The sequence below is a fragment of the Amycolatopsis endophytica genome (genome assembly GCF_013410405.1).
Taxonomy (GTDB): Bacteria; Actinomycetota; Actinomycetes; order Mycobacteriales; family Pseudonocardiaceae; genus Amycolatopsis_E; species Amycolatopsis_E endophytica.
Window position 1 is genome coordinate 2,638,726 of record NZ_JACCFK010000001.1, and the last position, 21,062, is coordinate 2,659,787.

Genomic DNA, 21,062 nt, shown 5'->3' on the forward strand with positions numbered 1-21,062 from the left:
GTAGGGTGTCGGGGTGCGCGCAGTCGTCTACCACGAGTTCGGGGCAACACCGCAGGTCCGCGAGGTGCCCGATCCGGAACCGGCGCCGGACGGGGTGGTCGTCGCGGTCGAGGCGACCGGCGTGTGCCGCAGCGACTGGCACGGCTGGCGCGGGCACGACAGCGGCATCGCGCTTCCGCACGTTCCCGGGCACGAACTGTCCGGTCGTGTGGTCGCCACCGGGAAACGGGTGCGCCGGTGGGCCGTTGGTGACCGGGTGACTGTCCCGTTCGTCTGTGCCTGCGGGACCTGCACTCAGTGCGCCACCGGCAACCAGCAGATCTGCGCGAACCAGACCCAGCCCGGTTTCACGCATTGGGGATCCTTCGCCGAGCTGGTCGCGCTCGATCACGCCGACGTCAACCTCGTCCGCCTGCCCGGCAGCCTGGACAGCACGACCGCCGCGGCGCTCGGGTGCCGGTTCGGCACCGCGTTCCGTGCCGTTCTGCGGCAGGGGCGGGCCCGGCCGGGGCAGTGGGTCGCGGTGCACGGCTGCGGGGGCGCCGGGCTTTCGGCCGTCCTCATCGCTGTCGCCGCGGGCGCACGGGTCGTCGCTGTCGACGTCGCACCCGAAGCGCTGGACCTGGCCACGAAGATGGGTGCCGAAACCGTCGTCCAGGCCGGCGACGACACGGCTGCCCGCATCCGCGACATCACCGGTGGTGGTGCGCACCTCTCCCTCGACTGCGTCGGCCTTCCGCGGACCTGCGTGGCCTCCATCGAAAGCCTTCGCAAACACGGCCGCCACGTCCAAATCGGACTGATGCCCGAGGACCCGCCGATCCCGATGCACCGCGTGATCGCCGACGAGCTGACGATCCTGGGCAGTCACGGCCTCCAGGCGCACGAGTACCCGGAGATGCTCGCGCTCATCGAGCGATCCACAATGGACCTCCAAGCCCTCGTCGCCAGGCGGATCTCGCTCGATGAAGCACCACAAGCGTTGACAGCCATGGACGATCCGGTCGGCGGCGCCGGTGTCACCGTCGTGGAGATGCGGGTGTGAAGGCGCCGGGGAGCTACCAGGAGCTGGCGGAGCTGCTCCGCGCCCGGCTGCCGAAACTGGCTTCCGGGCAGCTGCGCATCGCCCACCTGCTGCTCGCCGATCCGGAGGGGACGGCCTACCGCGGCATCTCCGAGGCCGCGCGGCAGCTGGAGGTCCGCGAGTCGACCGTGCAGCGGTTCGCGAACTCACTGGGACTGCCCGGATATCCGGACATCATGGAGCTGTGCCGCACGTGGGTCGCCGAGCAGGCGCAGCTCGCGCGGCGCGCCGAGCACGCGAACGAAACCGAGTCGCCCGGCGGGCTGCTGTCCGCGACCCTGCGGCAGGAACAGACCAACCTCGCCCGCACCTTCGGCAACCTGGAGCGGCCGTCCTGGTCGCGCGCGGTCGAACTCCTCGCCACGACGCCGCGCGTGCACGTGATGGGGCTGCGGGAGTGCGGGGCGGTCGCCGACCTCGCCGCCCAGCGGCTGCGCGAGATCCTGCCCGCCGTGCACCGGCTCGGCGGCGGCCCGCTGCCCGACGAACTGAAAGAACTGTGCGAGGACGAGGTCCTGCTCGCGATCTCGGTGCGCCGCTACGCCGCCGACACCGTCCGCGTCGCGGCCTACGCGCGGGAAACGGGTCTGCCGGTGGTGGCGCTGACGGACAACCCGGCCTCGCCGCTGGCGGAGTCCGCCGAGGTCGCGCTCTTCGCCGAAACCGACGGCGTTTCGCGCAGCCGTTCGCTGACCGCTCTCACCGCGCTCGCCCAGGCCCTCGTCACCGAGGTCGCGCTCAGCCTGGGTGACCCGAAGCCGGACCACCGCCTGCTCGACACCCTCCACTTCTACTACTGACGAACGAAAAAGACCGCCCTCCCCGGTGAACCGAGGAGGGCGGCCCGTCATCCGATCAGATCAGTACCGCCGGTCGACGACCGTCCCGTTCGGGTACCACTGGATGTAACCCCACTGGAAGTTGTTCCGGCGCCCACCGTCGAACGCGAACTCGCCCGACGTCGGGTAACCGAGGTAGGAGGTCTCCCAGCCCAGCGCCGACCAGCGGGCCCGGATCGCACCGTAGATCTCGTGCGCCCCGGTCGCCGGCGAGAAGTAGATCGACGCCGCCTTGTCGAAGTGGTTGTAGCGGCCCACTCCGTCCGGGGTGACCAGTTCGTCGGTCGCCGGGTAGCCCATCGGCCCCGCCTCCCAGCCGGTCTGCTGCCAGACCGTCCGGATCAGGCCCCAGATCGAGTGGGCGCCGTTCGCCGGTGACCAGTAGATCGAGCCGTCCTTGCTGAAGTGGTTGTAGCGGCCGATGCCGTCGGGCGTGACCAGCTCGTCGGTGACCGGGTAGCCGAGGGGGCCCGCCTCCCAGCCCTTCTCCGCCCACTTCTCGCGGATGGCGCCCCAGATTCCGAACGTGCCGGTGTTCGGCGAGTAGTACACCGACGCGGTCAGCGAGCCCGGCGTGCCGATGAAGTGGTTGTAGCGGCCCACACCGTCGGGTGTGGTCAGCTCATCGGTCGTCGGGGCGCCGAAGCGGGTGTGACCGCCCAGCTCCAGATACCTGGCGAGGATCGAACCGTGCACCTCGTGCACCCCGGTGTCCGCCGACCAGTACATGCGGCCGTACTGGTAGACGCGGTAGTGGACGTTGCCGTCCTGCACCTCGGGTTCGGTCGGCGCGCCGAGCAGCGCCGCCACCGCGGGGTCGCTCGCGTAGCGCTGATCGATCGGCGTCGAATAGTTCGCCGTCAAAGTGATGTCCGAGCCGCCGATGGTCAGCGTCCGGGTCCGCTCGGTGGGGCCGTCGGCCCATGCCGAGAAGGTGGACGCGCCGTCGGAGGCGATCTCGGCGGCCACCACGTCGAGCGTGGTGCCCTCGGTGACCAGCGCGGAGTTGCCCCCGCCCTCGGCCGGGATCTGCAGCGACGCGGGCACGTTCGACTGCAGGGTGAGGCGGTGCCGCCTCGGCCAGGCCGTGTAGCTGGTGCTGGCGGAGACGCCCGCGCTGTCGGTCACCGTCGCGGTCAGGAGCATCCGCGAGTCCGGGTGATCGGTGAACGGGACGGTGAACGACGCACCACTGGCCCCCACACCCGGATGCGAGTGGCAGGTCGCCTCCTCCGGGCAGTGCAGCACGGTGCTGGTCCAGGTGACCTGCAGGTCCCCGTCCTCGGCGTCGGTCGCGGTGGCCGACACCGACACCTCGTCGCCGATCGCGAACTGCACGTCGCCGGGGTCGGTCAGCGTGATCACCGGCGTGTGGTTGGCGGGTGCGACGGTGAACGTCTTCGTGCCGGCCGCGCCCAGCGGGTCGCGCACGGTCAGCTTCGCCGTGTACGGGCCGTCGCCGTCGTAGGTGTGCGTCGCGGTCACGCCGTTACCGGTCGTGCCGTCGCCGAAGTCCCACTCGTACGTCAGAGTGTCACCGTCGTAGTCGGAGGACTGCGACGCGTCGAAGGTGACGGTGCGGGACGCCGGGTCGGTGGTCGTCGTCGCCTCCGCCACCGGCGTGGAGTTGCCGGTCGGGTAGCTGAGGCGGCGCAGGTTGCCGGTGTAGATGTCGGCGTAGACGATGTCGCCGTTGGGGGCCGCCGCGAACTTGACCGGTCCGCCGATGTCGGTGGCCAGCGGCGGGTTCTGCGGGGCCTGGGTCAGCGTGCCCGCGTCGTTCCAGCGCGCCGTCCACAGCTTCTTGCCGACGTAGTCGCCGAAGAAGAAGGCGCCCTGGTACTCCTCGGGGTAGCTGTTGCCGGTGTAGACGATGCCGGCTGTGATGCTGTTGCCTTGGTCGGAGGCACTGCCGTGGTGGTACTCCCACAGCGGCGCGGTGTTGGTGACGGACGCGCAGCCGGGCAGCTCGGCGTAGCCCGGGGTCAGGTGGTTGCCCTCCCAGCACGGCCAGGCGTAGTTGCGGCCCGGCTGCACCAGGTCCAGTTCCTCCCACTCGTTCCAGCCGACGTCACCGGCGACCGGCAGGCCGCTGCTGGGGTCGAGCGTGAACCGGAAGGGGCTGCGGAACCCGCTGGCGAACACCCGGCTGCGGGCCGAGGTCGGGTTGGCCGCGTCGTAGTACGGGTTGGTCGCGACGCCGCGGCCGTCGGCCGTGAGGTGCAGAATCTTGCCCTGGAGGCTGTTGACGTCGACGGCGCGGAGGGCGGCCTCGTCGACGCGGGTGTAGTCGGAGTTGTCGCCGATCGACAGCCACAACGTGCCGTCGTCCGCGGCGATGATCCCGGTCATCCCGTGCACGTCGGAGGTACCGGGCAGGTCGATCAGCGTCGTCTCACCGCTGATGCCGGTCGGCTCGGGCGATCCGGTGACCGTCCACTTGGCCAGCCGCAGCGTGAACGACGTGCCGCTGGGCACCGAGCGGATGAGGTAGATGGTCTTCGAGGTGGCGTAGTCGGGCGCCACGGCCACGCCCACCAGACCCAGGTCGCCCTCGGTGCGGACGCTGAGGGTCCGCAGGGTGCGGGTGGTCGAGCCGTCGGTGGACGTCCAGTTCAGCTTGCCGCTCTTGCCGGTGCTCAGGAAGCTCCCGTCCGGCAGGTAGGCGAAGTCGGTGAGGTCGAAGGCGTTCTGGCCGGTCGGCTGGTCGAGCAGCACGAAACCGGGTGGTGGTGCGGCGGCGGCCTGCGGGGCCGCGATCGCCGTGACCAGCCCCAATGTGATCAAGCCGGTCCCGATGAGCGCAAGAAAGCGCCTGACTAACCACCGAGAGTGCATGTATCCCCCTTCCAGGCGTACGCCTTCTCTTCGCCCGGAAGGGGGATTTCGTTGCTCACAGTTACGGATCTGTAATGCGAAAAACTTACACGAAGGCACTCTGCCCGGTGATCGCCTTGCCGACGATCAGGGTGTTCATCTCGCGGGTGCCCTCGAACGAGTAGATGGCTTCCGCGTCGGCGAAGAACCGGGCCACGTCGTAGTCCAGCACGATGCCGTTCCCGCCGACCAGCTCGCGGCACCAGGCCACCACCTCGCGCATCCGCGAAGTGACGAACGCCTTGGCCAGCGAGGACTGCTCGTCGCGGAAGATCCCGGCGTCCTGCAGCCGGGCGAGCTGCACGAGCATGCCCCACGACGCCGTGATGTTGCCCAGGCTCTTGACCAGCAGATCCTGCACGAGCTGGAAACCGGCGATGGGTTTGCCGAACTGCTTGCGCTCCCTGGCGTAGGCGAGCGCCGTCTCGTACGCGCCGAGCATCACGCCCAGCGCCTGCCACGCCACGCCGCCGCGGGTCGCGCGCAGGATCTCGGCGACGTCGCGGAACGAGCCGATGTTCTGCAGCCGGTTCGCCTCCGGCACCCGGACGTCGGTCAGGGTGATCTCGGCGTTCTCCACGATCCGGAACGCGACCTTGTTCTCGATCTTGGCCGGCACGAACCCCTCGGCCGGGGTCTCCACGACGAACCCCTTGACGCGGTTGTCGTCGACGTCTCGCGCCCACACGATGACCAGGTCGGCGAAGGTGGCGTTGCCGATCCACCGCTTGGCGCCGTTGAGCACCCAGGTGTCGCCCTCGCGCTTCGCGGTGGTCCGCATACCGCCCGCGACGTCGGAACCGCCGAGCGGCTCGGTCATCGCGAACGCGCCGATCTTGTCCATCGCCGCCATCGCGGGCAGCCACCGGTCGCGCTGTTCCTGATCGCCACCGGCGTACACGCTGTACATCGCGAGTCCGTTGTGGACACCGAAGAACGTCGCCACGGACGCGTCGACACGTGAGTACTCGGCGGCGAGCATCCCGGCCAGCAGGTGGCTGCCGCGCGGGAGCGGGTCGCCGTATCCCTCGTAGGCCACCCCGGCCAGGCCCAGCTCGCGGAACTTGCCGATCAGCTCACGCGGGAACTCGCCCCTGGCCCAGTACTCGTTGACCATCGGCTTGACCTCGCTCTGCATGAAGTCACGCGCCTTGAGCAGTGTCTTGCGCTCCTCCTCGGACAGCAGGTCCTCGTAGCCGTAGAAATCGCCGTTCATTCTTCGTCTCCTTGCTGGCGTGCGGCGAGGATCGCGAACTGCCTGCGGTCGCGGTCCGCCGCGAGATCGGTGTATTCCCTGCCGCCGTAGGCTTTTTCCACGGCTTCGATGACGCGCTCGGTCGCTTCCGGGCTCGGGTCCGGCCGCCCGAGCGTCATCCGGTGCATCGACGCGCCGATGTGCGTGGTCAGATGCCGGTAGCCGCCCGGGCCGCCGCCGAGGTGCGAGCCGAGGAACGGGCCGACGGCCGCCCAGCGCAGACCGAGCGAGTTGAGCACGACCTCGTCGAGGCCCGCGGGGTCGACCACGCCCTCCTGCACCAGGTGGATCGCCTCGCGCTGCAGGGCGTTCTGCAGGCGATTGCCGACGAAGCCGGGAACCTCCTTGCGCTCGACGACCGGGACGCGGCCGAGCGAGCGGTAGAACTCCACGGCTTTGCCGATGGTCTCCTCCTTCGTGCGCGGGTTGGGCACGACCTCCACCAGCGGCATGACGTGCGGCGGGTTGAACGGGTGTCCGATGAGGACCCGGGAGGCGTCGATGTCCCGGGTGAACTCGCTCGACGGGATCGCCGAGGACGAGCTGAACAGCAGCGCGTGCTCCGGCGCCTCCGCGACGAGCCGGGCGAACAGGTCACGCTTGAACTCGACACGCTCGGGACCGTTCTCCTGCACGACATCCGCGTCTCGCACGGCCTCGGTGACCGACTCCGCGATATGGACGCGGCCGATGAGCTCGCCCAGCGCTTCGGCCAGGTCCGGCCGCGGGTCGCTGATGCGCACGTCGTGCCCGTGCGCGGCGAACAGGGTGGCCCAGGACAGGCCGATGGTGCCGGCGCCGATCACGGCGATCTTCATGACACCTCCAGGTAGTCGTGCACCGGGGTGACCGGTGCGAGGGTGAGGTCGGTGAGCACGTGGCTCGCCGACACGACCTCCCGGACCGGCAGATCCGCCAGTGGGGCGAGGACGTGCTCGAACAGCTGCAGCCGCGCGGGGCCGGTCCACGCCTCCTTCACCGTGACGTCGGTGATCCGCGTGCGGACCAGTTCCGCGACCCGCGGGCGGCCGTCGTAGCCGGGGATGATCTTGAGCATGAACGTCGGAACCGCGATCTGCTCGCGGGCCGCGCCGGGATCGAGCTGGTGGTGCTTGTAGCCCATGGTCGCCGTCGCGACCCGGAGCGTGCCGTAGTCGAGCGTCCCGACGAGAGCGCCGTGGTCGACGGACAACCGTGGTGTGCCGACGTTTTTCGGGTATGCGCTGACCTCCCGGCCGGACGCGGTGGCCGGGAAGTTGTCCAGGTACATCGCGTGCAGGTACTCGCCGTGCTCGTCGCCGAAGCGGACCGGGATCGCCTGGCCAGCCTCGGTGTAGGGGCCGTACCCGCTCACGTCGCCCATGCGCATCACCTCGAAGCGCACCAGCGGCTCGTCGATCTCCAGCGGTTCCGGCACGACGGCGCGCAACGCGTCGAAGTCCGTGCGGTACACGATGTTGAGGTATTCCCGATCGGTGAACCGCGGGATCGTGGGCGCGTAGGCAGGGCTGGTCAGCGGAGTCGTGCTGTGCTGGACGACATCGACGGCCTTCATGCGCTCCTCCAAACCGGATCGCGGCGCTCGGCGAAGGCACGCATGCCCTCACGCATGTCGTCGGACGCCTTGAGAGCGGCCAGTTCCTCCGCCTGCGTGGCGAAGGCTCCGGCCTCGTTGTTCAGGCCTCGCACGACCCGTTTCACGGCCGCCAGCGCGAGCGGCGCGTTTCCGGCGATCCGCTGCGCGAGTTCCGTTGCGGTCGCGGCGGTTTCGCCCGGTGCGACGAGCCGGTTGACCAGCCCGAGTTCCGCGGCACGGCGTCCATCGACCGGATCGCCGGTGAGCAGCAGCTCCATCGCGAGGTGGTGCGGGATCCGCTGGGGCAGCCGGATCGCGCCGCCGCCACCGGCGATGAGGCCGCGCTTGACCTCGGGCAGCCCGAACTTGGCGTCCTCGGCGGCGACGATCAGATCGCAGGCCAGCGCCAGTTCGAACCCGCCGCCCAGCGCCCAGCCCTCGACAGCGGCGACCAGCGGTTTCGTCATCTCCGCCTGGGCGAGTCCGGCGAACCCGCGGCCCGGCACGTCGGGGGACTGCCCGGCCAGTGCGGCCTTGAGGTCCATGCCGGCGCTGAACGTTCCGCCCGCGCCGGTCAGCACACCGACCCGCAGGGCGTTGTCCTGCTCCAGCTGGTCGACCGCGTCGGCGAGTCCGTGAGCGACCGCCGCGTCGACGGCGTTGCGGGTTTCGGGACGGTCGATCGTGATCAGCAGAACCGGTCCGGATGTTTCCGTTCGCACGCTCATCGAATGCTCACCTCGCGCAGCACGTCCTCGGTGTCCTGGCCGGGAGCCGACGGCAGACGGCGGATCGAGGCCGGTGTCGCGGAGAAGCGGACCGGGATGCCGACCGACCGGATCGCGCCCTCCGTGGGGTGTTCGACGACCTGGACGAGATTGCCCTCGCGGACGTAGGCGTCCTCGTCGGCGTGGTCGAGTTCCAGCACGGGCGCCATCGGGATGCTGTGCTTGGCGCACACCTCCGCCCACTCCTCGGTGGTCAGCGCGGGGGCGCACTCCTCGATCAGGTCGGCGAGCGCGTCCTTGTCCGCCGAGTCGACGTAGTCGCCGTTCACGCGCGGGTCCTCGGCCAGCTCGGGCCGCCCCGCCGCGGCGAAGAAGTCGCGGAAGTTCCGCGGGTTGTAGGGGATCACGCAGGCCAGGCCGTCCTTGGTGTGCACGGCGCGGTGGCCCTGCCCCATCGACAGCGGGAACCCGGTGGGCGACGACGGCGGCTCGAACGTGTGCCCGGCGAGGTGCTCGACCAGGTTGAACGCGATCAGCGTGTCGGTCATCGGGACCTCGATGTGCTGGCCCTCACCCGTCTTCTGCTGGTGCAGCAGCGCCGCGAGCACGGAGTAGGCGATGGTCAGCGCGGAAACCTTGTCGCCGAGGATCGTCGGCAGGTACACCGGCTTGCCCAGCGCGCGGTTCGCGATGTCGACCAGACCGGAGGCGGCCTGCACGGTCTCGTCGTAGGCGGCGTGGCCCGCCCGGTCGGAGTCGCTGCGGAAGCCCTGCGCGTGCGCGTAGACCAGCTTCGGGTTGCGGCGCGACAGTTCGTCGTAGGTCAGACCCAGCCTGCCGAGCGCGCCCGGCCGCATGTTGGTGATCAACGCGTCCGCGGTGTCGATCAGTTCGAGCGCCCGCGCGCGCTGCTCGTCGTCCTTGAGGTTCAGGGCGACGCTGCGCTTGTTCCGGTTCACGGCCATCGCCAGCGCGGTCATGCCCGGCGTGGTGCGGTAGTGCCCGTTGCGGGCCGTGTCACCGGGCGCCTCGATGCGGATCACGTCCGCCCCCAGGTCGCCGAGGATCTGCGCGGCGTAGGGGCCCATCACCACCGTCGACAGGTCGATGACCCGGATACCGTCGAGTGGACCACTCATCACTGCTCCTCGTTCTCGTCCTCGCCTGACAATTCGACGGTAGGTCGGAAAACGCGGAAAGGGAATGATCAATGAACGAACAATGGTATGACCGCAGCGGTCATACCATTTGTGCGAAGATCTCCCGAGCGTCCGAGATGAGCCCGGCCAGCTCAGCGCCGTCGCCGGCCCGGTCGCGTCGCCAGATCAGTCCCGTCCGCAGCTCCGGGGCAAAATCCGTGATCGGGAGCACGGCCACGTTCTCGACGCTGTAGTTGCGCATCGGGCTCTGCGGATCGAGCATCGACAGCGTGAATCCGAGCCCGCTCGCGACGATTTCGGCAACCCCTGAATAATCGGTGCGCGGCGGTTTGAGGCGCTTCTTTATGCCAGCTACACGCAATTCCTGGTCCAGTTGTTCGAAAAAGACCGGCTGCGCTTCCGCGGGCACCGGGACGTAGGGCAGGTCGGACAGGTCGGACAAGCTCACCTCGTCCCGCCTCGCGAACCGGTCCGCGGGCAGGACCGCGCCGAGCCGTTCGGAGAGGACCTGCGCGACTTCGAGCGCGGGGTCGGACACCGGCAGCCGCACGAGCGCGAGGCTCAGCTGCCCGTCGTGCACGGCCTCGATCAGGTCGGTGGTGCGGCCGGGCCAGCGTTTGAGGTCGAAGCGGTCGCGGCAGCGTTCCTCCAGCTGCTGGACGCGGGCACGCAAGTCGGGGTGCAGGCCGGCGGGCACGCCGATGAGCGCCATGCGGTGACGCGGGCCGAGCGCCTCACGCAGGCGCCACGGGATCGAGTTGAAGTGTTCGAGGGTTTCCCTGGCGAGCGGCAGCAGGGCGGCACCGGCCTCGGTGAGTTCGACGGTGTGCGTGCTGCGGCGGAACAGCTGGTGGCCCAGTTCGCGTTCGAGATCCTTGATGCGCTGGCTCAGCGGGGACGCCGCCATGTGCAGCTTGCGTGCCGCCTGGGAGAAGTTCAGTTCCTCGGCTACCACCACGAAGTAGCGCAGGTGAAACACCTCCACCCGGCTCAGCCTACGCAGATGATTCCCAGCAGGCAGCTCGGCGGGGTCCACGGTGGGGTGGTGGTCGTGGTGGTGTTGCCGCCCGTCGCGGTGCCGGTCTGGCCGGTGCTGCTCGGGCCGCCGGGACCGCTGCCGGGGTCGGTGCTCTCGGCAGGCGGCTGGTCCGAGCCGGTGACGGTGACCGTCTCGGTCTGCGAGCCGTCGCGCGGGCGCGTCTCCCAGGGCAGAACGCTGTCGTCGCCGTCGTCCGCGCCGGGGGACTCGTTGGTGACCACGACCTGGGATGAGCTGTTGGTGCGCTCGTGGGAGTTCTGGTTCGGCAGGCCGCCGCCGGCGAGGCCGCCGGTCGGGCTGTGCGGGAGGTTGAACACCGCGGCCTGGTCGTCGGTCTGCGTGTCCGCGCCGACCTTGACGAGGATCGCCGCGAGCCCGCATCCGAGTACGACGGCCAGCATGACCGCCACGACCTGGAACCGCGGCCGCGGCTTGCGATCCTGCTCGGTCCATCCCTCGCGCGCGAGCAGTTCGGTCACCGACACTTCGTCGTTCACCGGACCCACCTTTCGGACGCGAAGGCATACCGACAGTTGCGCGTCTTTGTACCGCAACCGGGTGAAGCGGACGCGAGCGGGGCGGTGAAACGGCGTCTAAATCACTGTCAGTGTTGGGAATTCGCTCGATTCGACTCTGTTAGTCACCGTCAAGCAACTGCCCCACGCCTTCGATCGCGCGCTCGAACGGCTCCGGTTCGTTCGCTGCGCGGGCGAGTACGTAGCCACCCTGCACCACGGCGGCGATCATGGCGGCGGTCGCTTCCGGGTTTGTGGTTTTGCGCAGTTCGCCGCGCCGCTTGCCTTCGGAGATCACCTCGCTGAGCCGTCGCTGGAGCCATTCGAGAGTCTCCTGCACCGGCTGGCGAAGCTCCGCGCTGGCGATGATGTCCGGATCCTGCGCGAGCCGCCCGATGCGGCATCCACGCAGAACGTCCCGCTCGCGCCGAAGGTACGCGCCGATCTTTTCTCGCGCGGTGCCCGGCCCCGAGAGAGCCGCCTCCGCTTCGGCGCGCAACTCCTCGGCGCTGCGCCGGATCGCGGCGAGCGCGAGATCGGACTTGCCCGCGAAATGGTGGTACATGCTGCCCTGGCCGGCCTCCGCGTGCTGCTGGATGGCCTTCGGACTGGTGCCGACGTAGCCGCGGTCCCATAGCAGTTCCTGCGTGCTGCGGATCAGGCGCTCCGAGGTGTCCACGTGGTCACTGTACCTACTGGTAGGTACTTGCTGGTGTGATCGATGTGCTCGTCTCAGTGATCGGTGTGTGAGTGGGACGGTCGTGGTGCGGGGGTGCCGTTCGTGGGTGAGCGGCTGGGTATCTCGTGGGGGCGTGAACGGACCGTTCATCGTTGCGCGGTTGGGGACGGTCGCGTAGGTGGCAGTCCCGTTGCGGGTGCCGCTGCCCTGTCGGTCCCGGTGCCGGTGTCGGCGGGTTTGGGCCGGTGTGGTTGGGCATCTCGTGGGGCGTGAACGGGCCGTTCGTCGGTGCGTGGTTGGGCCGCTCGCGCCGCTGCCCGTGCGGACGTGGCGGGCTTGTGTCAGCGTGGTGGACAACCTCGCTCAGGCATGAACGGACCGTTCATCGACGCGCAACCGGGCCGCTCGTGTCACCGCACCTCCGCGAGCGGGTACTTCGTCGGCGCATGAGCGGGACATTCGTGCAGCGTCGGCCGCGCGGACGTGCTACTCGGCCGCGCGGGCGCGCTACGGGACCCGCCCCCTCACAGCAGCTCGGGCGCGTGCTCCCGCACCGCGTGCAGCACCTCGTCCACGCTCGGGTTCACCATGGCCACCGGGCCGATGATCACGGTCGGCACCGTTTCGTTCCCGTCGGCGACCTCGCGGACCCGTTCGGCGGCTCCCGGTTCCTCCCAGATGTTGATCTCGGTGAACGGGACCCCGGCGCGTTGCAGGCCCGCACGCAGCGCCATGCAGAAGCCGCAACCCGGACGCCAGTAGAACTCGACGTGCTCAGTGTTCATGCTTTCAGGTTAACCAGCGCGGGCGGCGTGATCACGGGACGATCTTGCGTCCTCCAGGAAGTCCCGCTGGTCAGCAGCGAACTCCGGCGCCACGTCCGGCGTCGTTCATGCCCAGCGGCGGCCGGTGATCCGCTCGTAGACCTCGATGTAGCGGCTGCGGGTGGTCTCGACGACATCGCCGGGGATCTCCGGCGCGGGCGGGGTCTTGTCCCAGCCGGTGCCGCTCACCCAGTCCCGCACGTACTGCTTGTCGAACGAGAACTGCGGGCGGCCCGGCTCCCAGCGGTCGGCGGGCCAGAACCGGGACGAGTCGGACGTGAGGACCTCGTCGCCGAGGGTCAGTGTGCCGTCGGTGTCCCAGCCGAACTCGACCTTCGTGTCCGCGACGATGATCCCGTTGGCCGCGGCCCGTTCCGCGCCGGTCCGGTAGATCTCCAGCGTCAGCTCGCGCAGCCGCTCGGCCGTCGCGCGGCCTTCCTGGGCGATGACGTCGTCGAAGGTGATGAACTCGTCGTGCCCCTCGGTCGCCTTCGTGGTCGGCGTGAAGATCGGCTCGGGCAGCCTGCTGCCCTCGACCAGGCCCGGCGGCAGCTCGACGCCCGAAACCGTGCCCTGCTTCTGGTACTCCTTGAGCCCGAGCCCGGTCAGGTACCCGCGCGCGATGCACTCGACCTGCACCATCTTCAGCGGCTTCACGCGAATGGCGCGGCCCGCGAACTCCTCCGGCACATCCGTGGACCGGACGTGGTTGTCCACGATTCCCGCCAGCTGCTCGAACCACCACAGTGACAGCTGGGTGAGCAGCTTGCCCTTGTCCGGGATCGGTGTGGGCATCACCACGTCGTAGAGCGAGATCCGGTCGGACGCGACGAGCAGGATGTCCTCCCCGTCCTGGTAGAGCTCCCGAACCTTGCCCGCGTAGATGTGCTTCATCGTCCCGTCCCTGTCGCTGTTTTCGCCGCACTCATCCTACGGTGCTGCTCAGCGGACCTCGGGCTCGACGTTGCTGGAGGTTTGTCGCGCCAGGTGCGGCCGCCGGTCCGCCACCGTCCGATGGGGACGGTCCGCTCGTCGTGGTGCGCACCCGCCGGGGAGCGGACCCGCGGACCACCGCATTCGCCGATGTTCTCCGCCGAAAAGCGATTCTGTTGCCGATCCAGGCGAGCGATGCCTGAATGAGACGACGGCGGACCGGAATCGGGTTATCCTCCAGCCTGCCGATCGACTGGAGGGTGCATGCAGGAGAGCCGCCGGCTGTCCGACGACCAGCTCCGGGCCTGGGTGCAGTACCTGGGCGCGCAGACGGTCGTGCAACGCGCGCTCGAGCGCCACCTGCACGAGGCCGCCGGGATTTCCCATGCCGAGTACGAGATCCTGACCCGCCTGGACGGTGCGCCGGACCGTCGCATGCGCATGGGCGAGCTGGCCGCGGTGCTGTTCTCACCGGGCAGCAGGCTGAACTACCGGATCACGCGCCTGGCCGGGCTCGGCTGGATCCGCCGGGAGCAGCACCCGACGGACCGGCGCGGCCTGTACGCCGTGCTCACCGACGACGGGGCCGAATTCCTGCACGGCGTGACGCCCGGATACCGCCAGGCCGTGCACGACCACGTGATCGGCCCGCTGACGGACGACGAGTTCGCCGAGCTGGGCCGGATCAGCCGCAAGCTGTTCCAGCACCACCTCGGGCGCGACTAACCAAGGCCGTCGAGGAACTTCGCGAGCGCCGCGTTGAAGTCGTCCGGGCGTTCGAGGTTCGGCAGGTGCGCCGCGCCCTCGACGATCACCAGTTCGGCGTCCGGGATGAGCGAGTGCGTGAACTCGGCCTCGGCGATCGGGGTGTACTCGTCCTGGTCGCCGACCACCACGAGCGCCGGCACCCGGATCTCGGGCAGCATCGGCACGTAGTCGGGGCGCTCGGCCCGTCCGCGCAGCGCCGCGGCCGCGCCCTGCGGCGAGGTCGTGCGCATCATGCGGTGTACGTGCTCGGCGACCTCCGGCAGCGCCTTCACAGTGGCGGGCGACACCATTTTCGTCAGGACCTCGTCGGCGTACGGCCGGAGTCCTTCGCGGAGCAATCGCTTCGCCATCTCGGTGCGATTTCGCCTGCCCTCGGCGGTCTCCGCGCGCGGTGAGGTGTCGGCGAGGATCAGCGCGCGGATCCGCTCCGGGAAGAGCCGGTGGACCTCCATCGCGATCTGGCCGCCCATCGACAGCCCGGCGAGGACGAACCGGTCGGTGCCCAGCTGGTCGAGCAGGCCGGTGATGTCCTTCGCAAACGTTTCCAACGGGGTCTTTTCGCCGTCGGCAGCGTGTTTGCCGTAGCCGCGGAGGTCCGGGGCGACGACCCGCCACCCGCGGTCGCCGAAGTGGTCCAGTTGCGGTCGCCACATCGACCTGTCGAACGGGTGTCCGTGAATCAGGACCAGTGCGGGTCCGGAGCCCTTGTCGTCGTACGCGGTGGTCATGTTCCCGACGCTAAACCGCTGCTAGGGTCGGTGCAATGAAAACATTGATCTCGGAGCAATAATGCGGGACTACCGGTTGATCGCCGACGCGATGGCGGCCGACATCGCCGCGGGACGGCTGCGGCCGGGCGACCGGCTTCCGCCGCAGCGCCGGTTCGCCCGGCAGCGCGGCATCGCGGTGTCGACGGCGTCGCGTGTCTACGGCGAGCTGGTCCGACGCGGGCTGGCGGTCGGGGAGACCGGGCGGGGCACGTTCGTCCGCGCCGGGATGCCGAAACCGGAGCCGGCGCTGGCCGAGCCGTCCGCGGCGCCGGTCGATCTGGAGCTGAACTTCCCCGTGCTGCCGTCGCAGGCCGAGGCGATCGCGGCGAGCCTCGGTCCGCTGATGCGCCCGGATGTGCTCGGTGAGGCGCTGAAGCCGTCGCTCGTGACGGGAACGGCCGCGGCCAGGGACGAGGCCGCGCGGGTTCTGGCCCGTGGGGCGTGGTCGCCGGATCCCGCGGACCTAGTGTTCACCGGCAACGGACGGCAGGCGATCGCGGCCGCCGTCGCCGCGCTGGTGCCGCCCGGGGAGCGGCTGGGCATCGAGGCGATGACGTACCCGGTGGTCAAGGGCATCGCAACGCGGCTCGGGATCACGCTGGTGCCGCTGGAGATGGACGCGGACGGCGTGGTGCCGGAACTCCCGCCGCGGTTGCGCGCGGTCTACCTGCAGCCGGTGCTGCACAACCCGCTCGGGATCACGATGCCCGCCGCGCGGCGAGCAGCGCTGGCCGAAGCCCTGTGTGCGCGGGACCTGCCGCTGATCGACGACGGGATCAACAGCTTCCTGCACCCGGAGATCGCGCCGGTGGCGGAGATCGCGCCGGAGCGGACGATCGTGCTCGACAGCCTGTCGAAGCGGTTGGCGCCGGGATTGTCGCTCGGTTTCGTGGTCGCGCCGCGGGCGTTGCGGGAGCGGCTGGTCGCGGCCGTGCGGTCGGGCGGCTGGGCGGCCGGGCAGTTCGCGCTGGCGGCGGCGACGCGGCTGATGGGCGACGGGACGCTGGCGCGGATCGAGGCCGCCAAGCGGGCGGACGCGATGGCGCGGCAGGAGGTGGTGCGCTCGCGGCTGACGGGTTTCGCGCCGCGGGCGGATCCGCGGGCCTACTACTGCTGGTGGGAGCTGCCGGAGCCGTGGCGGGCGGAGACCTTCGTGGCGGCCGCCGCCCGGCGTGGCATCGCGGTGTCGCCGGCCGCGGCGTTCGCCGTGAGCCCCGGCAGGGCACCGAACGCGGTGCGGTTGGCGTTGGGGTCGCCGGGGATGGCGGAGCTGGCTGAGGCGTTGGAGGTGCTGGCCGGGGTGGCGCGGGCGCGTCCGGAGGATGTCGGAGTGGAGTGAGGTGAGGCTCGGAGGTGTGGAAGGTGCGCCGCGGGGCAGTGCGGCTGCGTCGGCTGTGGCGTTCGCCGTGACTCGGCCGGGCGGCAGTGGGACGGCGCGGTCCGCTCCGGTGAGGGCGTCCCGGGACCGGGTGAACGTTCGGCGGGCAGGGTGCCGTCCACCGGCTTAGGTTCGGCCCATGACCACCGAAGAAGCCGGACCGCGCGGCCTCGCCGCCGATCTCCGTGACGCGATCGCCCCGCGCACCGTCCTGCTCGTGCTCGGCGTGCTGCTCCTGCAACTCGGTTTCATCCTGTCCTACGTCGGCGCGTTCCACAGCCCTGCGCCACACCGGATCCCGGTGGCCGTCGTCGGTCCACAACAGACGGTCGAGCAGATCGACGCCATCGCGGACCAGCCGATCGAGGCTTCGGTGAGTCCCACCGCGGACGAGGCGCGGCAGCGAGTCCTCGACCGCGACGCCGAAGCGGCCTACGTCATCGACACCGCGGGCACCACCGACACCCTCTACGTCGCCACGGCGGGCGGGCCCGCGCTCGCCACCGCCGTCGAGCAGGTGTTCACCCAGCTCGACACCGCCCAGAACCGCACCCTCGCCGTCACCGACCTCGTTCCGGCGCAGCCCGGCGACGCTCGCGGGCTCAGCGCGTTCTACGCCGTCGTCGGCTGGCTGGTCGGCGGGTACCTCGCGGCCGCCGCGCTCGGCATCGCCAAGGGCGCGCGCCCGGCGACGTTGCGGCGCACGGCGATCCGGCTCGCCGCGATGGTGCCTTACGCGATCGTGTCCGGGTTGGGCGGCGCGCTCGTCGTCGACCAGGCTCTCGGCGCGCTGACCGGGCACTTCCTGTCGCTGTGGTGGATCGGTGCGGCCCTGACCTTCGCCGCCGCCACCGTGACCATGGCCTTCCAGGTGCTGTTCGGCGTCATCGGTGTCGGCATCACGGTGCTGATCTTCGTGATCCTCGGCAATCCGAGCGCGGGCGGCGCCTACCAGAAGGAGCTGCTTCCCCCGTTCTGGCGCGCGATCGGTGACTTCCTGCCGAACGGCGCCGGTACCACGGGGATCCGCAACGAAGTGTACTTCGGTGGCAACGCGACCGGCGGCCCGATCCTCGTGCTCGTCGTGTGGGGCGTGGCCGGACTGGTCGTCACGCTGGTGGCTTCGGCGCTGCGCATCCGCAAGGAAAACGCCGCTGCTTCGACTACCCTGGCCGGATGACGGAACGCTCCCTGCCCAGCGGAGAAGAAGCGCAGGCCATGATCGCCGAGGCGCGCAAGGCGCTGTGGGTCATGGTCGGGTTCCTCGCCCTCATCTGGATCGTCCAGATCTTCAACTGGGCCGCCGACTACCGGCTCAGCTTCGACTTCGGTATCGAGTCCCGCAACGTCGGCTCGCTGCCGGAGATCTTCACCGCGCCGTTCCTGCACGGCAGCTGGGGGCACATCGAGGGGAATTCGGGGCCGCTGTTCATCTTCGGGTTCCTCGCCGCCTACCGCGGGGTGCGCAAGTTCTTCGCCGTCACGGCGCTCATCATCGTCGGCAGCGGGCTCGGCGTCTGGTTCATCGCGGGCGAGAACACCGTGACGGTGGGCGCGAGCGGTGTCGTGCTCGGCTACTTCGGTTACATCATCGTGCGTGGCCTGTTCGACCGCCGGCCGATCGACATCGTGATCGGGCTCGTCATGGCGTTGTGCTTCGCCTACCAGTTCGCCGCGCTGCTGCCCGCCGAGGAGGGCATCAGCTGGCAGGGGCACCTGTTCGGATTCGCGGCGGGTGTCATCGGTGGCTGGGTGTTCCGGGAGCGCAGGCGCAAGCAGGTCGAGCCGGCGCCGGCGGGCCCGACGATCACCCTCGATCCGCCGACGCCCTGATCCCGGCGAACAGATCGTCCTCCGGCGGGTCGGCGGGGACCAGTGACCGGGCCAGGACGTAGTCCTCGGTCGGCCACACCTCGCGTTCGAGGTCGCGCGGGTGGCGCAGGAACGGGTGGTCCGGATCGACCTGGGTCTCGTGCGCCAGCAGCGCGCGGTCCCGCACGGCGAAGTAGTCGGCGCACGGGATCCGCGTCGTGACCGGGATTTCGGTCTCCGGCAGGCCGGCCAGCACCTCGGTCATCCCGGAGTCCAGACCGCGGACGGTCATCGCGTCGTGCATGGCCTGGAACCACGGGCGGGTCAGCGCGACCAGGTAGTACAACTTCGTTATCCGCCAAGGCGTTCCGGCGACGGCGTCGAAGGCGGCGACCGCGACCTCGTGGGTCCGGATGTGGTCGGGGTGCGGGTAGCCACCGGTTTCGTCGTAGGTGACGAGCACGTCCGGGCGGAACTCGCGGACGACCTCGACGAGCTTGCGGACGGCGGTTTCGAGCGGTTGCCGCGCGAAACCGTCGGCCGGCGGGTCGCCGGTCAGGCCGGAGTCGCGGAAGCCCAGGAACCGTTGCCGTACACCGAGGATCTCCCGTGCGCGGGCCATCTCGCGACGCCGGATTTCCGGCAGGTGCGCGCGGGTCTCCGGGGTATCGAGACGCGGGTTGAGCACGTCGCCGCGCTCACCGCCGGTGCAGGTGACCACCAGGACCTCGGCGCCTTCCGCGGCGTAGCGGGCCAGCGTGGCGGCACCCTTGCTGGACTCGTCGTCGGGATGGGCGTGGACGGCCATCAGGCGCATCGGACCTCCTCTTGGGTTCGACCTAATTTAGGTTGAACCCAATATTGTGTCAAACCTAATTTATTTCTAAGGTGTGCGTGTGGAGCGTGGGCAACGGAAGCAGCGGACCCGGCAGACGATCTCGGATGTCGCGACGTGCCTGTTCATCGAACGGGGCTTCGACGAGGTGACGATCGCGCAGGTCGCGGCGGCGGCCGAGGTGGCGAAGATGACCGTGACCAACCACTTCGCGCGCAAGGAGGACCTGGTCTTCGACGTGCACGAGGAGTTCGTGGCGGTGCTCGCGTCCGTGCGTGGCCGTCCGCTGGTCGCCGCCCACCGGCGGGCCTGGTTCGACGGCCTGGAGCGTCGTGACGCGCTGCTCGGGTTCTCCGGGCCGGAGTTCGCCGGGATGATCGTCGGAAGCCCTACCCTGCTCGCCCGGCTGCGGGAGCTGCACGAGGAACGGGAGAAGGCGCTGGCGGAGGCATTGCACGCGACGGTGGACGTGCCTGCCGGTGTGGTGCGGGCCGCGGCCGCGCAGATCGCCGGGGTGTACCGCCTGCTGTTCGATGAAGTCCTTCGGCGCACCGCAGAACGGGAGGATGAGGCGGAGATCGTGCGGGCGGTGGAGGCGCTGGCGGGGCAGATGTTCGATCTGCTGGAGACCGGATTGGGGAAGCTCGGCTGAGCCGAAGTGCACCCGGGGAGAGACGGTATCCGTCGCGGTCAGCCTGCGTTGCCTGTCGAAGCCTGCTTCGCTCGTGCGATCAGCACTTCGCGTTCCCGTGCGTTGCGCGTCAGCTCGGCGGCCCGTGCGAACTCGGCCTTCGCTTCCTCGAACCGGCCGACCTTCGCCAGGAGATCGCCGCGGACGGTGGGCAGCAGGTGGTACCGCGCGAGGGTGGGCTCGGCGGCCAGCGCGTCCACCAGTGGCAACGCGGCCTCGGGACCTCGCGCCATCGACACGGCCACCGCGCGGTTCAGTTCGACCACCGGCGACGGCATCACGTCGGCCAGCTCGCCGTACAGCGCCGCGATCCGCGCCCAGTCCGTGTCCTCCGGCGCACCCGCACGGGCGTGGCACGCGGCGATCGCGGCCTGCAGCGTGTACGGGCCCCGCCGGGCCTCACCGGCCAGTGTTTCGGCCCGCGCCAGCGCCGCCAGGCCGTGCCCGATCAGCAGCCGATCCCACTTCGCGCGGTTCTGGTCCAGCAGCAGGATCGGCTCGCCGTCCGCGGTCACCCTCGCCCGCGCCCGCGACGCCTGCAGTTCCATCAGCGCCACCAGACCGGACACCTCCGGCTCCCGCGGCGCGAGCCCGGCGAGGATCCGGCCCAGCCGGATCGCGTCGGCGCACAACGCGGGGCGCATCCAGTCGTCGCCGGCGGTGGCGGAGTAGCCCTCGTTGAAGACCAGGTACACGACCTCCAGCACGGACCCCAGCCGCTCCGCCAGCTCGGCCCCGACCGGTACCTCGTAGGGCACCTTCTTCCGCGCGAGCGTCCGCTTCGCCCGCACGATCCGTTGCGCCACCGTTGTTTCCGGCACCAGGAACGCGCGCGCGATCTCGTCGGTCGTGAGGCCGCCCAGCAGGCGCAGGGTCAACGCCACCCGGGCCTCCGTGGACAGCACCGGGTGGCATGCCGTGAAGATCAGGCGCAGCAGATCGTCGGGAACCTCGTCCGGCTCGACCTCGATCGCGTCCTGGGTGGTTTCCAGGTCGAGCCCGAGCTCCTCGTGCTTGCGCTGCGCCATTTTCCGGTGCCGGAAGTGGTCGATGGCACGGCGCTTGGCGATCGTCATCAACCACGCGCCGGGGTTGGACGGCACACCGGAGGACGGCCACTGTTCGAGCGCGGCGACCAGCGCGTCCTGCGCCAGCTCCTCGGCCAGTCCGACATCCCGCACCATGCGCGCCAGTGCCGCGATCAGCTTCGCCGACTCGATGCGCCACACGGCGTCGATGCTGCGATGTGCCTCGGTGACCGTCACGGTCACCGAGCACACCACCTCGCTCCGGCGACGG

21 protein-coding genes are annotated in these 21,062 nt (G+C 70.1%); 7 read left to right on the forward strand and 14 right to left on the reverse strand.

What is annotated here, in order from left to right:
• Window positions 1-13: 13 nt before the first annotated feature.
• Both HNR02_RS13145 and HNR02_RS13150 read left to right on the forward strand, forming a co-directional pair.
• Window positions 14-1,045 (forward strand): zinc-dependent alcohol dehydrogenase family protein, encoded by a 1,032-nt coding sequence (locus HNR02_RS13145; RefSeq protein WP_179773471.1) that lies wholly within the window; start codon window positions 14-16, stop codon window positions 1,043-1,045.
• Window positions 1,042-1,884, forward strand: a complete 843-nt coding sequence (locus HNR02_RS13150; RefSeq protein ID WP_179773472.1) for a MurR/RpiR family transcriptional regulator — start codon at window positions 1,042-1,044, stop codon at window positions 1,882-1,884. Before HNR02_RS13145 ends, HNR02_RS13150 begins: the two co-directional genes overlap by 4 nt.
• Window positions 1,885-1,944: 60 nt before the next feature.
• Here HNR02_RS13150 and HNR02_RS13155 read toward each other — a convergent pair whose 3' ends face one another.
• The 11 genes from HNR02_RS13155 to HNR02_RS13205 all read right to left on the reverse strand — a co-directional run bounded on the left by HNR02_RS13155 (window position 1,945) and on the right by HNR02_RS13205 (window position 13,470).
• Window positions 1,945-4,701 carry a PQQ-dependent sugar dehydrogenase gene (locus HNR02_RS13155; RefSeq protein ID WP_246338943.1) on the reverse strand — a complete coding sequence of 919 codons (2,757 nt, stop codon included), beginning with the start codon at window positions 4,699-4,701 and terminating at the stop codon, window positions 1,945-1,947.
• A gap of 145 nt (window positions 4,702-4,846) precedes the next feature.
• Window positions 4,847-6,016: an acyl-CoA dehydrogenase family protein gene (locus HNR02_RS13160; RefSeq protein ID WP_179773474.1), complete on the reverse strand. Its 1,170-nt coding sequence runs from the start codon at window positions 6,014-6,016 to the stop codon at window positions 4,847-4,849.
• Window positions 6,013-6,873, reverse strand: coding sequence for a 3-hydroxyacyl-CoA dehydrogenase NAD-binding domain-containing protein (locus HNR02_RS13165; protein WP_179773475.1), 861 nt, complete (start codon window positions 6,871-6,873; stop codon window positions 6,013-6,015). The genes HNR02_RS13160 and HNR02_RS13165 overlap by 4 nt, the downstream gene beginning before the upstream one ends.
• Window positions 6,870-7,610 (reverse strand): acetoacetate decarboxylase, encoded by a 741-nt coding sequence (locus HNR02_RS13170; RefSeq protein WP_179773476.1) that lies wholly within the window; start codon window positions 7,608-7,610, stop codon window positions 6,870-6,872. The genes HNR02_RS13165 and HNR02_RS13170 overlap by 4 nt, the downstream gene beginning before the upstream one ends.
• The gene (locus tag HNR02_RS13175; protein WP_179773477.1) at window positions 7,607-8,359 is read right to left on the reverse strand and encodes a crotonase/enoyl-CoA hydratase family protein; all 753 of its coding nucleotides are present in this window, start codon (window positions 8,357-8,359) and stop codon (window positions 7,607-7,609) included. The genes HNR02_RS13170 and HNR02_RS13175 overlap by 4 nt, the downstream gene beginning before the upstream one ends.
• The gene (locus HNR02_RS13180) at window positions 8,356-9,498 is read right to left on the reverse strand and encodes a CaiB/BaiF CoA transferase family protein (protein WP_179773478.1); all 1,143 of its coding nucleotides are present in this window, start codon (window positions 9,496-9,498) and stop codon (window positions 8,356-8,358) included. The genes HNR02_RS13175 and HNR02_RS13180 overlap by 4 nt, the downstream gene beginning before the upstream one ends.
• Window positions 9,499-9,598: 100 nt before the next feature.
• Entirely contained in the window at window positions 9,599-10,504 is a 906-nt protein-coding gene (locus tag HNR02_RS13185; protein WP_179773479.1) for a LysR family transcriptional regulator, read from the reverse strand.
• 5 nt (window positions 10,505-10,509) lie between these two features.
• The gene (locus tag HNR02_RS13190; protein WP_179773480.1) at window positions 10,510-11,055 is read right to left on the reverse strand and encodes a hypothetical protein; all 546 of its coding nucleotides are present in this window, start codon (window positions 11,053-11,055) and stop codon (window positions 10,510-10,512) included.
• Window positions 11,056-11,194: 139 nt separating this feature from the next.
• Entirely contained in the window at window positions 11,195-11,752 is a 558-nt protein-coding gene (locus tag HNR02_RS13195) for a TetR/AcrR family transcriptional regulator (RefSeq protein WP_179773481.1), read from the reverse strand.
• Window positions 11,753-12,276: 524 nt separating this feature from the next.
• The gene (locus HNR02_RS13200) at window positions 12,277-12,537 is read right to left on the reverse strand and encodes a glutaredoxin family protein (protein ID WP_179773482.1); all 261 of its coding nucleotides are present in this window, start codon (window positions 12,535-12,537) and stop codon (window positions 12,277-12,279) included.
• Between the two features lie 105 nt (window positions 12,538-12,642).
• Window positions 12,643-13,470 (reverse strand): phosphoribosylaminoimidazolesuccinocarboxamide synthase, encoded by an 828-nt coding sequence (locus HNR02_RS13205; RefSeq protein ID WP_179773483.1) that lies wholly within the window; start codon window positions 13,468-13,470, stop codon window positions 12,643-12,645.
• Window positions 13,471-13,773: 303 nt separating this feature from the next.
• Here HNR02_RS13205 and HNR02_RS13210 point away from each other — a divergent pair, with 303 nt between their 5' ends.
• Entirely contained in the window at window positions 13,774-14,235 is a 462-nt protein-coding gene (locus HNR02_RS13210) for a MarR family winged helix-turn-helix transcriptional regulator (protein ID WP_179773484.1), read from the forward strand.
• On the opposite strand, the gene HNR02_RS13215 is transcribed toward HNR02_RS13210, so the two are convergent.
• Window positions 14,232-15,005 (reverse strand): alpha/beta fold hydrolase, encoded by a 774-nt coding sequence (locus HNR02_RS13215; protein ID WP_179773485.1) that lies wholly within the window; start codon window positions 15,003-15,005, stop codon window positions 14,232-14,234. The genes HNR02_RS13210 and HNR02_RS13215 overlap by 4 nt on opposite strands.
• A 61-nt stretch (window positions 15,006-15,066) precedes the next feature.
• Here HNR02_RS13215 and HNR02_RS13220 point away from each other — a divergent pair, with 61 nt between their 5' ends.
• The 3 genes from HNR02_RS13220 to HNR02_RS13230 all read left to right on the forward strand — a co-directional run bounded on the left by HNR02_RS13220 (window position 15,067) and on the right by HNR02_RS13230 (window position 18,258).
• A complete protein-coding gene (locus HNR02_RS13220; RefSeq protein WP_179773486.1) occupies window positions 15,067-16,386 on the forward strand; it encodes an aminotransferase-like domain-containing protein in 1,320 nt (439 codons plus the stop codon).
• Between the two features lie 178 nt (window positions 16,387-16,564).
• Complete coding sequence (locus tag HNR02_RS13225) at window positions 16,565-17,605, forward strand: ABC-2 transporter permease (RefSeq protein WP_179773487.1); 1,041 nt, start codon at window positions 16,565-16,567, stop codon at window positions 17,603-17,605.
• The gene (locus HNR02_RS13230; protein ID WP_179773488.1) at window positions 17,602-18,258 is read left to right on the forward strand and encodes a rhomboid family intramembrane serine protease; all 657 of its coding nucleotides are present in this window, start codon (window positions 17,602-17,604) and stop codon (window positions 18,256-18,258) included. Before HNR02_RS13225 ends, HNR02_RS13230 begins: the two co-directional genes overlap by 4 nt.
• On the opposite strand, the gene mca is transcribed toward HNR02_RS13230, so the two are convergent.
• On the reverse strand, window positions 18,233-19,054 hold the full coding sequence (gene mca / locus HNR02_RS13235; RefSeq protein WP_179773489.1) for a mycothiol conjugate amidase Mca: 822 nt from the start codon (window positions 19,052-19,054) through the stop codon (window positions 18,233-18,235). The two genes, HNR02_RS13230 and mca, sit on opposite strands and share 26 nt — an antisense overlap.
• A gap of 79 nt (window positions 19,055-19,133) precedes the next feature.
• Here mca and HNR02_RS13240 point away from each other — a divergent pair, with 79 nt between their 5' ends.
• Entirely contained in the window at window positions 19,134-19,724 is a 591-nt protein-coding gene (locus HNR02_RS13240) for a TetR/AcrR family transcriptional regulator (RefSeq protein WP_312860990.1), read from the forward strand.
• A 38-nt stretch (window positions 19,725-19,762) separates the two neighbouring features.
• Here HNR02_RS13240 and HNR02_RS13245 read toward each other — a convergent pair whose 3' ends face one another.
• Window positions 19,763-21,028 carry an RNA polymerase sigma factor gene (locus HNR02_RS13245; RefSeq protein ID WP_312861143.1) on the reverse strand — a complete coding sequence of 422 codons (1,266 nt, stop codon included), beginning with the start codon at window positions 21,026-21,028 and terminating at the stop codon, window positions 19,763-19,765.
• Window positions 21,029-21,062 lie beyond the last annotated feature (34 nt).